We start from the raw sequence: 13,079 nt of genomic DNA, 5'->3' as shown, positions 1-13,079 counted from the left end.
CCAATGGTCACGGTGGAGGGGAACTTGGTCTCGGTCACGCTGAACTCCTGAGCACTGAGGGGTTGTGGTCCGTGCCACATCATCATCCCCCAGAGTGCCCTGAGACTGCGTCTCACGTCAAGATATTGCGTGTCATTCGGGGCGGCTTACCAGGGTGCACGGTCGATAGGCTGAACGGGATGAAAACCGTGCTGCCCCTGCGCTCACAGCGCCTGACGTTCCGCCGGCTCACCGAGGCGGATATTGAGCCGATGCACTCCTACCAGTCCCGCGAGGACTACGCCGTGCACGCGTGGCGTGGACCGCGAAACATGGACGATGTCATCGGCATGGCCAAGGACCACACGGGTGAGCGCCGCTGGTCCGAGGACGGGGACCAGATTCGTCTTGCCGTGTCACCGCACGATACGGACGAGCTGGCCGGGGAGATCGTGCTGACACTCGCCGATGCCGAGGCCTCCCAGGTCGAAATCGGCTGGGCGCTGCACCCGGACCATACGGGCAGGGGCTACGCTGCGGAGGCCGCGCGCGCGGCCGTGGAGGCCGCCTTCCAAAGATTGGGGGCGCATCGCGTCTTCGCGCGCCTGGACAGCCTCAATGTTGCCTCGGCCAAGGTGTGCGAGCGCATCGGTATGCGACATGAGGCCACCCTGCGCGAAAGCCACTTCCAACTGGGCGAGTGGCGCGATGAACTGATCTACGCGGTGTTGGTCTCCGAGCGCAATCTCGACTGACCCCGGGCGGTAACCAGCGCCTCATAGACCGAACGCGCCGTCTGCTCCGCCGCCTCCCGAGGATCAGCGCCTTCCTGGAGCACGACAACCACCGGCGAGGCCGACGCCGCCGCCTCGGGTTGGCGCGGCACACTTGCAAGGCGCCCAGCCCCCGGTGACAGACCGAACGCCGTGCACAGCCAGCCGATGCGCTGGTTGAGGCCCGCGGCGAGCTGTTCACCGTTGTTGGCCTGCGGATCCCTCAGCCACGTGCGCAAATAGGCGTTGTGCACGGCCACCGTGGCCGAGGCCAGGGACACTGCGGTGACGCGCTGATCCGCGTTCTCGGGGAGCGCCCCGCGCAGGAACCCCTGGAACAGGCGCTCGTAGCGATGTGACGTGGCCAGCTCCCTGTCCCGGAGGGATTCCACGTCCTGCAGCAGGTGATGCCGGGCAACGGCCCGGTCCGCGTAATCAAGATTGTGCCGGAACACGAGTTGAACGCCCTCCGCCAGTCCCGCCTGCGGTGTGAGGCCCGGCCGGTTCAACAGCTGCTCGAGGCGTTCCAAGTTGGAGGCGTGATCCGCGAAGACAATGTCTTCCTTGGACCCGTACTTGCGAAAGAACGTGGCGCGGCTGACCCCCGTGGCCTGCGCCAGTTGATCCACGGTGGTCGCGTGGTAACCCTGCGCGGCCAATAAGCGGATTGCCTGGGTGACGACGTCGCCGGTCGCCCCGGGTGCGATACTCATCTGGCCTCCTGCCGAGATGGTAGTCCGTGCAAGCGCTTGCGCGGCGGACGCCTACGAGTCCCGCAGGACGCGATAGCCCTTGCGCGGGTCGTAACCGTGGATCTCACGGGTGTCCAACACGGCCATGAAATCCAGGACGTCCGGGGAGATCACCTGGCCCGGCACCAACACCGGGAAACCGGGCGGGTAAGGAGTCACGAAGCCGGCAGAGACGGGCTTCTCACCGCTGGCCACTCGCTCGCGCAGTTCCTCGTGGCCCACGTGCTCCACCGACGTGCGGCGCTGACCCTTGAAGAACGCGGCGCGCATGTCACCGTCCGGCAATTGCCCATCGGTCGCGTATCCGTCCGCGAATGAACTGAAGTCGGGCAGCGGCGGCATGGGTGTGTCATCGACCTTCGCTGCGATCTCGGGATCGAGCTGGGAGCTCTCGTCCTCGAAACGCTGAGCGAGCTTCACGAGCACCTCCACGAGATACGCGATCGCGCTGCGCGAGGTGCCAATGTTGGTCATGAACAGCACGGTGTTCCGGCTGGTCTTGTTGACCTGGATGCCGTAGCGGTCCATGAGCAGGTCGTGCTTGAACGTGTCACCGTCCACGCCGGTCCGGCTGATCTCAATGGTGATCCGGCTGGGGTCGACCACGAACTCGTCCGTGGTCCACGCTTCCCACATGCTGGCCAGGCCGTCACGCAACGGCATGGGACGGCCCACCTCACGATTCTCCTGCGGCACCAGGTCGTGGGCGGTGAGCACACGGAAGGTGCGGCGCAGCAGCGGGTGCCGAGCAATGGCCTGGGACAGGCTCGTGGCCAGATCCAACTGTCGCTGCACGAGCTCGTAGCCCTCCAACTCCACCTGCCGACGCCCGATGTCCAGGGACGTGAGGATCTGGTAGTTGGGCGAGGTGGAGGTGTGCGTCATGTACGCCTCGTGGAAGGGTTCTTCTGCCTCGCGCACCCACTCGTCGTCGTGGACGTGGATCATGGACCCCTGCCGCAGCGCGGTGAGGGTCTTGTGCGTGGACTGGGTCGCGTACACGCGAATCTTGACGTCCGGGGCGGGGATCAGTCGCTCCTGCAACCAGACCTCGTCCGGCGCGGGGTTGCCCTGCTCGTCGAAGAGCCGCTTCTGCTGCTCGCGGTAGGCGATCTGGTGGGCCCTTGTGCCCATCCGTTCCTTGAGATGGGTGGCCGCCCACATGGCGGTACGGCGTCGCGTCACCGGATGGAAGGTCGCGAAGGCGAACCAGGCCTCGTCCCATAGGAAAACCAGGTCAGGCTTGATGGCCAGACACTCCGCCATGACCCGCTCGGGGTCGTAAACGATGCCGTCGAAGGTGCAGTTGGTGAGCGTGACCAGCTGAACCTCGTCCAGGCGCCCCTGGGCGCGATAATCCAGCAGCAACTGCTTGATGCGCGACAGCGGCACCGCACCGTAGAACGCGAACTCGTTGCGCGGGTAAGCCTCCAAATACGCGGGGCGAGCGCCGGTGAGCACCACCGCGTGGTGATGGGACTTATGACAGTTGCGGTCCACGAGCACCACGTCATTGGGTGACAACAGCGCCTGATGCACGATCTTGTTGGCGGTCGAGGTTCCGTTGGTCACGAAGAACGTGTGCTTGGCGCCGTAGGCGCGGGCCGCAAGTTCCTGGGCCTTCTTCAACGTGTGCACCGGGGCCAGGAGCGAATCCAAGCCACCGGAGGTCGCCGAGGTCTCGGCCAGCAGCAGGTTCAACCCGTAGAAGTCCAGGAGGTCCTTGATCCACTTGGAGCCCACCACCGAACCACCGCGGGCAATCGGCAGGGCGTGGAACACACCCACCGGGCGGCGGGCATGCTCCTGGACCGCGGAGAAGAACGGGGTGTCGTACAGGTGGGACACCCTGCGCAGCAACGTGAGGTGCAGCTCCAACTTGTCCTCGCGCCGGAACACACGGCGGAAGCGATGGGTCAAGGCACCGGAGAGGCCCTCGATGTGCGCGCCCGCCATGAGGTACAGGTCCATCTCGGGGCGCAGCGCGGCGAGGGTGTCGGCCAGGCGGAGCACTCGTTGAATGGATGCGAGCGGGGTGCGGGCGGAGGCCGATTCCGGGCTCACCAGGTTGCGCGCCATCTCAATGGAGCTCTTGAGATCGCGGCTCAACGGCTGCCGGGAGCGCTCGCTGAATCCTGGGCGGACAACGCACGCGAGAATATTGGGGTTGGTCAGGACCGCGGCCACGGCATCATCCGCGGAGGGCACGATCACGTACTCGTAAATGAAGTCATCGGCGGAGGAGCGCAACCGCAGGCCCTCGGTGCGCAGGCCGTCACGGTCCGCGGGGGTGCTCTCGTCCACGATCAGAACTTCGAACCGGGGACGCGGGTCGGTGTCGACCAGCAGGTCCGAGTTCTCCGAATCGTCTGCGAAGTCATCGCGGGTCGTGTCCGGCACGGTGTCACCGCGGAGCCGGTTGACGACCTTGCCGATCCGTTCGAGGGCCATGTGGTAATCGCCCTGTTCCAGCATCTCCCGGATGGCGGCGACGTAGCGCTGACCGAATCCGGCCCAGTACATCTCCACGGTTTCAAGGGCGCGCAGAGAGCGCCGGAGTTCGCTGTCCGCGGCGAGGGCTTCCTTGTCCTCGTTGCCGAGTGCAATCCGTTTCATGGCGAACCGCAGGTACTCCCAGGCGTCGCTGCGCAACCGCCAGGTGCTGGCGGGCATTCCGGGGTCCGGTTCAAGGATTCCCGCGGCACTCCCCCGACGATTGTTCTGACCCTGGTGGTCCGTGGCCGGTGTATCCATGGAATGCCTCCGCTTGCTCCATCGCCTGCGCTGAACTCTTGAACGTTCATCCTATGTCCGGCCCGGTGGGGGCTCGCGGAACATAACAGATTGCGACCGCGAGTCAGTCTCAGGGACCGGCCTCGGTTGTCGTGAGTCAGCCGGCCGACGTCAGCCCGCGAACCGTCCCGCGGGTTGGCCGGGAGCCGCCACGCGCACCGAATACAAGGAACCGGCGGTGGGCTGCACGTCGTTCGGCAGGTTCTCGCGCGAGGTGGTGATGTACAGGGTGCGCAGGTCCTGACCGCCCAGTGTGCACGCGGTGGTCTGCTTGGCTCCCACGCTCACCACGGTGTCCAGGGTGCCGTCCGGGAGGTAGCGATGGACCTGCCCGGCACCGTTGAGCGCTACCCAGACGGCCCCGTCCGAGTCCACCGTCAGCCCGTCCGGGTTGGCCGACACGCTGGCGGGTTCGTACTCTTCGTCGTCGTCCCAGGCGCCGGCCGCGGCGTCGTCGTCGACAACCGGTGAGACGAAGGTGCGGCGATTGTGCAGGCCGCTCGCCGCGGACCAGTCGAAGACCGAGACCTCTCCCGTGGGGGTGTCGTTGTAATACGCGAGCGAACCGTCCGGGGACCACGCGATGCCGTTGGAGATCGTGACGTTCTCGAGCACCGGTTCCCAGTCCAGGTCCGGTGAGACCCGGTAGAGCGTGGCCGAGCCATCGGACTGGTCGTAGGCCATGGACCCGATGTAAAAGGTGCCGTCCGGGGCGATCCCGCCCTCGTTCATCCGAATCTCCGGTGATGTCCACAGAGTGATTTCCTGCTCGGGATTGCCGGCGGCGTCCGTGAGGAGCACCCCCCGCTCCACGGCAATGATCTGGCCGCCATTGACGCGCGGGCGCACGCACGCCGCCACGGATCCCACGTGCTGCCTGCGCGGCTGCTCGTCACGACCGAACGTGAGAATGTCCCCGGCGAGCATGTCCACCCACGCCAGGCCACCCCACTCGGGGCTCCAGCAGGGGCCCTCGCCGTGGTAGACCCAGCTGGGCGTCAGCCGCTGCGCGCTGAGCCGGTTCATCGCTCGGACCTGCGTAGCTCTTGGACGATCGGTACCGCCGTGGTGGGAATGCGGTCGCGGTCGTAGGTGATCTCCGTGTACCCGTGCGGGGTGGGGCGGCCTTGCTTGTCCAGGTTCACGAACACGATCTTGTCGATGCTCAGAATCAGCTCGCGCGTGATCATGTTCCGCACCTGCGCGCGCATGGTCAGCGACGTGCGGCCGAACTTGGTGGCGGACAGGCCCATCTCGATGATGTCGCCCTGCACGGCGGAGGACACGAACTCGATCTCGGACATGTACTTGGTCACCGCGCGCTGATTGCCCAGCTGCACAATCGCGTAGATCGCGGCTTCCTCGTCGATCCAGCGCAACAGCGACCCGCCGAACAGGGTGCCGTTGGCGTTGAGATCTTCGGGCTTGACCCATTTTCGGGTGCGGAATGTGATGTCCGTGTTCGGCTGCATAAGTTCAGCTTAGTGAGCTCGCGCGGCAAGGTCGCGGGTTTCGGGCGTCGTCGTCGTTTCTCAGCCTCGGACCAACTGGCGGATGGCCACCTTGTCGAGCTTTCCGGAACCGTTGCGGGGCACTTCTGCCACGGTGACCAGGTCCTTGGGGAGTTTATAGCGCGCCAGGCGGTCACTGCAGAACTGTCGAAGCTCCGCGATGGACGGAACCTCGTGCCCGGGTTGCGGCTGCAGGACGGCCACGATGCGCTCACCCCACTCCTCGTCCGGGGCTCCCACCACCGCTGCGTCCGAGATGTCCGGGTGCTCGGCCAGAACTCGTTCGATTTCCGCGGGGTACACGTTCTCCCCTCCGGTGATGATCATGTCCTTGAGGCGATCCACGATGTAGTAGTAACCGTCCGGATCGCGATAGCCGATGTCCCCGGTGTGGAACCAACCGTCCGTGAAGGCTGCGGCGGTGGCGCCCTCGTCCTCCCAGTACCCGGTGGTGACGTTGGGCCCGCGCACCCACAGTTCGCCGCGCGTGTCGGGTTCGGTAACGGGCTCACCCGTGCCCGGGTCCACGATCCGCACCTCGGTGTACAGCATGGGCATACCCGCCGAACCTGCCTTCTCATAGGTGAGTTCGGTGGGCAGGTAGGTCGCGAACGGGGCGGTCTCCGTCAGACCCCACGCCTGCTGGACGGGCACGTGCTTGGACTCGAACAAGGAGATCACCACGGGCGGCACCGGGGCACCGGCGCAAATCAGGGCGCGCAGGGAGTCCAGTGTGGATCCCTCGAACTCGGGATCGTGGGTCAGCGCGAGCAACATGGCCGGGACGAAGAAGGCGCTATTCACGCCGTAGTTCTCGATGTCCGCGAGCACCTGAGACGGCACGAACCCGCGGCGGACCACCGTGGTGTTGCCGCGCACCAACGCACGGACCGTGAACGAGTTGAGCGCACCAATGTGGAACAAGGGCGCCACGGCGTAGTTGATGTCCCTGCGGCGGGTGTCCACGAGTGAATCCACGTTGAACGCGTTCCAGAAAATATTGCCGTGGCTCAGTCCCACCCCTTTGGGCTTACCCGTGGTGCCGGAGGTGAACATGAGGATCGCCAGGGTGTCGTCCGTGGTCTCCACCGGTTCGCCGAGTTCGGTGCCCTCCGCCCGCTGCACAAAACCACTCAGCGGGATCCAGTGCTCGGCGACTTCGAGGCCGGCGTTGAGCGGCGCCGCGGGATCGTCATCGATCAGGACGGTTTCGGTCCGGAAAGGCCACCCCGGATTTTCCTGGCCGGCGGAGTCCTGGGTGCCCAGGGCGGCGTCGACCACCGGGACGTGACCGGGTTCTACGATCATCACGCGAGGTGCGGAACGTACCAGGAGCTCGCCGACCTCGCGCGGGGCAAGGCGGAAATTGAGCGGCTCGAAAACACCGCCCAGCCACCAGGTGGCAAACATGGTGCGCAGGAACATTTCGGAGTTCAGGCCCAGGTACACCACGCGGTCGCCTTCACCCACGCCCGACGCCGCCAGGCTCGCCGCGAGTTCGCGCGCATTGGCCGCGAACTCGTCGTAGCTGAAGGTGCGGCCCTCGTAAATCACGGCCGCCAGGTCGCGACTGTACCGCTGGTTGAAGAGCAGGCCGCGGACGGGATTGATGTTGACCGGGTGGGACACGGATGATCTCCTGAAATAGAGGACAATCTCCATCGTTGATGTTATCAACGAGTGATGCACCTCACGGTAGCAACACCCATGACGTTCCGGAACCGGGCTTTGATATCGGAAACGTACTGATTCGTCCCGTTGCCGTGTGAGCATCCTCGATCCGCGGGAAGTTCCTCCGTCCGCTCGGGCAACAACCGGCTGAAAGACGCGCTGTTCTGCTCCGCCTGGATCGCCTCGAACCACGACCCACGGCCGATGACCGCCCGACGTCTCGCAGGGCACGGGCACGAGGAGTCTGGGCCGTTGCCGCATATCCTTGGTGACATGCCCTCGTCCTCACGCCGCACGGATTCTGCCGACGCAGCCGCTCCGGCGATCATGCACCGCAGCTTCACCGGTGCCTGGCAGTTGCTGGGCGTGGCCGCGACCGCGCTGGCCGTGGGGATCGCCGAATTCTTCGCGTGGCTGACCGGGCCCTTGGGGTCCCCCCTGACCGCGGTGGGCGGAGTCGTGGTGGACTCTGTCCCCGCGCCCGTCAAGGACACCGTGATCGCCGTGTTCGGCACCGGTGACAAGATTTTCCTGTTCGTGATGATGGCCGTGGGGCTCGTGGTACTGGGATTGCTGGTCGGCATCGCGGAGCGGAGACGGCGCCGCACGGGTATCGCGGTCCTCGCCGCGCTGGGGCTGGTCGGGCTGGTCGCCGTGATGACCCGAACGGGCACGGACGCGGTCAACGCCGTCCCCGTCGTTGTCGGCACCGGCGTCGGCCTCGCATTCCTCAGCTACGCGGGTGGCCGTGCGGCAGCGCCCGCGGCCGATGACCCGCTGGATCGCCGTAAATTCCTCCAGCTGTCCGCGGGAGCACTGACCCTGGGCGTGGTCGCGGGCGCAGTGGGGCGATGGGCGGTGTCGGCGGCCCGGAAAGTCCCCGACATGCGCGCCGCGCTGAGCATCCCTGCCCCGGTCGCTCGCGAGGCCATCCCCGCCGGGACCCAGGTGCCAGTCGCCGGCACCGAGCCGTGGTTGACCCCCGTCGAGGACTTCTACCGGATCGACACCGCACTGAGCGTCCCCCATCTCGACGTGAGCCAGTGGCGGCTGCGCATCCACGGGATGGTGGACCGGGAGATCGAGCTGACCTTCGACGACCTCATCGGGCGTCCGCTGCACGAACGCACGGTGACGCTCGCGTGCGTGTCCAATCAGGTGGGCGGTGACCTCGTGGGAAACGCCGTGTGGACCGGTGTGCCGTTGCGAGAAGTGCTCGCGGAGGCCGGAGTGAGCCCGGACGCGGACATGGTGCTCTCGACGTCCGAGGACGGTTTCACGGCCGGGACACCCCTGAGCGCCCTCATGGACGAAAACCGCACCGCCATGCTTGCCGTGACCATGAACGGAGAGCCGCTGCCCTTCGAGCACGGCTATCCGGTGCGCATGGTGGTTTCGGGTCTCTACGGGTACGTCTCCGCGACCAAATGGCTCGTGGATCTCGAGGTCACCCGCTTTGACCAGGCCGAAGGCTACTGGACGCCCCGGGGTTGGTCCGCGGAGGGGCCCATCAAGATGTCCTCGCGTATCGACGTCCCCCGAGAAAACGCGAGCGTGGACCCCGACACGACCCTCGCGGGCAGCGCGTGGGCCCAGAACACGGGAATCACCGCGGTTCAGGTGCGGGTGGACGGCGGGGAATGGAGGGACGCGACCCTCGCCGCGGTGCCGTCCGAAGACACCTGGCGGCAGTGGTCCGTGCGCGTCACCGATCTTCCAGCCGGTTCCCATACCGCCGAGGTCAGAGCCGTGGACGCGGACGGTCAGGTGCAGACCTCGGAGCAGGCACGTCCCGACCCCAACGGTTCCTCGGGCTGGCACGAGCGGGTCTTCACCGTGCGCTCCTGATCACCCGCTCACCGGGTGGGTGCGTCGAGCACGTGGCTGTGATCCGGCCACGTGGATGCGCGCCGGCCCGTGATCGGTCATGATGCCTGCATGGCCACTTCTTCGCCCACACACTCCATGAGGCCCCCCGAGGGTAGTACCCGGTTACACCGCAAGGTGCTGATCGTGCTTGCCACCGGACAGATCTTGGGCGGGCTGGGCGTGGGCGCCACCTTGGCACTGGGTGCACTCCTGGTGAGCGAGGTCTCCGGTTCCAGTGCGCTGTCCGGGCTGGCGGCCACCATGAACACCCTGGGCGCGGCAATCCTGGCCATTCCATTGGCCCGCCTCGCCCAGCGGCGGGGGCGGCGGATCTCGCTGACCACCGGAGCACTGGTGGCAATTCTTGGTGCGTCCGTGATTATCACGGCCGCGGTTCTCGGATCGCTTCCCCTGCTGTTGCTCGGCATGGGGTTACAGGGTGCGGGCATTGCGCTGAATTTGCAGTCCCGCTTCGCCGCAACGGACCTGGCCCCGCAGAAGACTCGTGCCCGGGATCTGTCTTTGATCGTGTGGTCCACCACGATTGGTTCCGTGGTGGGACCCAACCTCTTCGAACCCAGTGAGCTCCTGGGCCGGGCCCTCGGACTTCCCCAGTTCACCGGTGGGTTCCTGATTGCCATGGCCGCACAGGTCCTGGGTGCGGCGGTCTATTTCCTGGGGCTGCGCCCGGACCCGCTCAAACTCGCACTCGCCCGGGGTGCCGCCATCAAGAACAAGCCCGGTCCCGCCGGTGGATTCGGGAGTCTACGTTCCGTTCCGGCTGCTCGCCGGGCTGTCCTGATCGTGGCGCTCTCCCACGCCGTGATGGTGGCGGTGATGTCCATGACGCCCGTGCACCTGACCAGCCACGGTGCCGCTCTGTCGCTCGTGGGGCTCACCATCAGCCTGCACGTGGCCGGTATGTATGCGCTGTCCCCCGTTTTCGGGTGGCTCGCGGACAAAATGGGCCGCGCGCAGACCGTACTTTTGGGACAGGCGATTTTCGCCGTCGCACTGTTGCTCACGTTCTTGGGCGCAGAAAACCAGACCCTGGTGCTGACCGCCCTGATCTTGCTGGGTCTCGGTTGGTCCGCGTCCACCGTGGCGGGCTCCACCATGGTCACGGAATCCGTTCCGGTGCAGGACCGGCCGGGGCTGCAGGGCACCTCGGACCTGGTCATGAACTTGTGCGGCGCTCTGGGCGGGGCGATGGCGGGGCCGATCCTGGCATTGGTCGGTTTCTCCGGGCTGGGCCTGGTGTTCCTGGCGGCGGTACTGGTGGTGACGGTGGTGGCGGCGAAAACTCTCCGCGCCACTCGCGTCACCCGCGCCGCCATCTGATCCTGCCTTACTGCACGGTAGGCCGTCCTACTCCGCAGTAAGGCCGCACCAGATGGCTCGCCAGGGGCATCCCACCCGGAATCATCCCAGATAGAACCCGCCGTCCGAGGTGAGCACCTGACCGACGATCCACGCGCCATCGTCCGTGGCGAGCCAGCTGATGAGGTTGGCCGGATCATTGGGGCGACCGAAGCGCCCGAACGGCTGGCGAGCCAGCAACTCCTGGATGCCGTCGAGGGAACGGTCCGTGGCATCGGGAGACAGGTAACCGGTGTCCACCGGGCCGGGATTCACGGTGTTGAGCACGATACCCAGTTCGAGCAGTTCCGCGGCCACGGTGGCGGTCACACCCGCGAGCGCGGCCTTACTCGTGGCATAGGCGACTTCGCCTCGCATGGGCCCGTGCCCCTGCCCCGAGGTCATCCAAAACACGCGACCGGTCGGTTTGGTGAATTTCGGACCTTGATCGGTCCGCACTCGATCACCGGGACGCGCGGCCTCGGTGGGTGCGTCGGCCTTCAGCAGCGCGAAGGCTCGCGTCAGCAACAGGGTGGAGCGAGTGTTCGTGGTCCAAAACGCGTCCAGCGCCTCGGGCGTCATGTCCAGAATGGACCCGTCTCCGCCGCTCTTGGCGTGATTGCACACCAGAATGTCCAGGGAGCCGGTGAGCGCGTGCGCGGCGTCGATGAGCGACTGGATTTGCCCCGTGTCCTGCAGGTCCGCGCTCTTCTCGCCCAGCACGGCACCCTCGGTGAGTTCGGCCCGCACTTCGCCGACGACGCCGCTCAGGTCGTCCGCGCCCCACGGCTGGTCCTCGTCGTGCGGGCCGTAGTGGTGGATGAACACGCTGGCGCCCAACCGAGCGAAGGCGCGGGCCACGGCGAACCCGATCCCGCGGCGTCGTGACACCCCGGTGACAAGCGCGGTTTGCCCGGACAGCGGAAGTGCCGCTCGCGAAACGCTCATGGCCCCATCCTTCCAGGATCATTTCCCGGGATACCAGCGCCGCCCTTGCAGGTTCACGTGGTGAGAGTGGCGTACACCACGTAGTTGTCCCCGAAGTTACCGGTGGCGGGATCGTAGCCGTCGCAGGTGATCAGCCGCAGCTCGGCCCCCGGGGTGTTGCCGTAGACCTTCAGGGTGGGGAATTCGTCCTTCGCGTAGGCCTCCCCGCGATCGACCGTGAATGTAGCGGTGGTCCCGTCCTGCCGGGCAACTTCAATGGTGTCCCCGGCACGCAGTTGGCGCAGGTCTGCAAAGACTCCGGGGCCACCGCCCGTGGCGTTGACGTGGCCGAGCAACACGGCCGGGCCCCGCTCGCCGGGTGTGGGTGAGCCGTCGTACCAGCCGGCCGGGGACCCGGGAGGCTCCGGTGGGACCTCCAGGGAGCCGTCCTCGCGCAAGCCCAGGTGCAGTAGTTCGGACGTGGTGTCGGTGGCCGGGATCGACAGGGACTGCGGGTCCGATGCGGCCAGTACCTTTTGTGCGGGCCCGGAAGCGACTGCCGATGCGCCCGTGGGGCTGGGGACCGGCGTGGCTGCCGTGGGGCTGCCCGACGCCACGGGGACATCACCGGCAGCCCCGGCCTCCGGAGCGGCGTCGGCGGTGCAGCCGGTGAAGGTGAAGAGGGCAGCGATCGCCGCGCAAGCCATCAGGCCTGCGCGGCGATCTTTGCTCGAACCCGTCATGGGAGTCAAACTCCTTAGTGCCGGATCGGCATTCGAATCGGTCAGCTCCGGGCGCGGCGGTGAGCCACGAACATTCCGGAGGCGGCCAGCGCCATGGCACCGACACCGGCCGCGGCGATTCCAACTGTCGCACCGGTGTTCGTGTCCGTCTCCACGCCGGTGTCGGCTCCGCCGTCCGGCATGGCCTCCATCTGCGATGCCCCCAAGGTGCCGCACGCGGCCGGCAGGGTCGCGGCCAGAGGCAACTTAGGATCCAGACTGGACATCTTCTCAGCCGCAGCGGCCGGCATCTTCGCCGGGTCCACACCGTGGACGACCACAACCGCGGTGCCGTCCTTCAAGGACTGAGCGGTCTCCGCATTGAGATCGAAGGTCCGCTCATAGGTGTAGGAGCTACCGCCGGGGAAGCGGTCCACGGCCAGGGCGGAATCGGCACTCGTGTCACCCTCGGTCGTCAGGGACGTACCGATGTGACCGTAGAACGGATGGCCCTCGGGTGTGCTGACCACGCCGTCGCCGTCGGTGTCGGCGGTGGCCGGCGGGCAGACACCCTGAGCGCTGATGTGGATGTGCTGGGCGTGCGGGAACGGCCCGTCCATGAAGGTCTCCGCGGCACCGGTGACGTTGACCGTGACGGTGGCCTGGTTGCCGTGAACGTCGACCATGGCCTCACCTGTGGTGCCGGAGTTGTTCATGGTGTTC

At 66.6% G+C, this 13,079-nt stretch carries 11 protein-coding genes; 3 read left to right on the top strand and 8 right to left on the bottom strand.

Annotated elements, in window-relative coordinates; translation table 11 throughout:
• Nucleotides 1-179 precede the first annotated feature (179 nt).
• Nucleotides 180-734, top strand: coding sequence for a GNAT family N-acetyltransferase (locus Q4E95_RS07765; RefSeq protein WP_303382756.1), 555 nt, complete (start codon nucleotides 180-182; stop codon nucleotides 732-734).
• Here Q4E95_RS07765 and Q4E95_RS07760 read toward each other — a convergent pair.
• The 5 genes from Q4E95_RS07760 to Q4E95_RS07740 form a co-directional block, all read right to left on the bottom strand.
• Nucleotides 698-1,465, bottom strand: a complete 768-nt coding sequence (locus Q4E95_RS07760) for a TetR/AcrR family transcriptional regulator (protein WP_303382755.1) — start codon at nucleotides 1,463-1,465, stop codon at nucleotides 698-700. The genes Q4E95_RS07765 and Q4E95_RS07760 overlap by 37 nt on opposite strands.
• Before the next feature lie 51 nt (nucleotides 1,466-1,516).
• Entirely contained in the window at nucleotides 1,517-4,258 is a 2,742-nt protein-coding gene (locus tag Q4E95_RS07755) for an aminotransferase class I/II-fold pyridoxal phosphate-dependent enzyme (protein ID WP_303382754.1), read from the bottom strand.
• A gap of 150 nt (nucleotides 4,259-4,408) precedes the next feature.
• Nucleotides 4,409-5,323: an SMP-30/gluconolactonase/LRE family protein gene (locus Q4E95_RS07750; RefSeq protein ID WP_303382753.1), complete on the bottom strand. Its 915-nt coding sequence runs from the start codon at nucleotides 5,321-5,323 to the stop codon at nucleotides 4,409-4,411.
• Nucleotides 5,320-5,769 (bottom strand): acyl-CoA thioesterase, encoded by a 450-nt coding sequence (locus Q4E95_RS07745; RefSeq protein ID WP_303382752.1) that lies wholly within the window; start codon nucleotides 5,767-5,769, stop codon nucleotides 5,320-5,322. Before Q4E95_RS07745 ends, Q4E95_RS07750 begins: the two co-directional genes overlap by 4 nt.
• Nucleotides 5,770-5,829: 60 nt before the next feature.
• Complete coding sequence (locus tag Q4E95_RS07740) at nucleotides 5,830-7,437, bottom strand: AMP-binding protein (RefSeq protein WP_303382751.1); 1,608 nt, start codon at nucleotides 7,435-7,437, stop codon at nucleotides 5,830-5,832.
• A 315-nt stretch (nucleotides 7,438-7,752) separates the two neighbouring features.
• Between Q4E95_RS07740 and Q4E95_RS07735 the strand changes: the two genes are divergently transcribed.
• Nucleotides 7,753-9,327 carry a molybdopterin-dependent oxidoreductase gene (locus Q4E95_RS07735; RefSeq protein ID WP_303382750.1) on the top strand — a complete coding sequence of 525 codons (1,575 nt, stop codon included), beginning with the start codon at nucleotides 7,753-7,755 and terminating at the stop codon, nucleotides 9,325-9,327.
• Nucleotides 9,328-9,417: 90 nt separating this feature from the next.
• On the top strand, nucleotides 9,418-10,689 hold the full coding sequence (locus tag Q4E95_RS07730) for an MFS transporter (RefSeq protein ID WP_303382749.1): 1,272 nt from the start codon (nucleotides 9,418-9,420) through the stop codon (nucleotides 10,687-10,689).
• A gap of 81 nt (nucleotides 10,690-10,770) precedes the next feature.
• Here the strand turns inward: Q4E95_RS07730 and Q4E95_RS07725 are convergent, their stop codons facing one another.
• The 3 genes from Q4E95_RS07725 to Q4E95_RS07715 form a co-directional block, all read right to left on the bottom strand.
• Nucleotides 10,771-11,655: an SDR family oxidoreductase gene (locus Q4E95_RS07725; protein ID WP_303382748.1), complete on the bottom strand. Its 885-nt coding sequence runs from the start codon at nucleotides 11,653-11,655 to the stop codon at nucleotides 10,771-10,773.
• Nucleotides 11,656-11,708: 53 nt separating this feature from the next.
• Nucleotides 11,709-12,377 carry a class F sortase gene (locus Q4E95_RS07720; protein WP_303382747.1) on the bottom strand — a complete coding sequence of 223 codons (669 nt, stop codon included), beginning with the start codon at nucleotides 12,375-12,377 and terminating at the stop codon, nucleotides 11,709-11,711.
• Nucleotides 12,378-12,418: 41 nt separating this feature from the next.
• Nucleotides 12,419-13,079, bottom strand: a 661-nt coding sequence (locus Q4E95_RS07715) for a hypothetical protein (protein ID WP_303382746.1), incomplete at its 5' end; no start/stop codon positions are given.

This window comes from Kocuria sp., assembly GCF_030536815.1.
Taxonomy (GTDB): domain Bacteria; phylum Actinomycetota; class Actinomycetes; order Actinomycetales; family Micrococcaceae; genus Kocuria; species Kocuria gwangalliensis.
The sequence above is the reverse complement of the archived record's forward strand: the minus strand, read 5'-3'. Positions and strand labels throughout refer to the sequence as shown.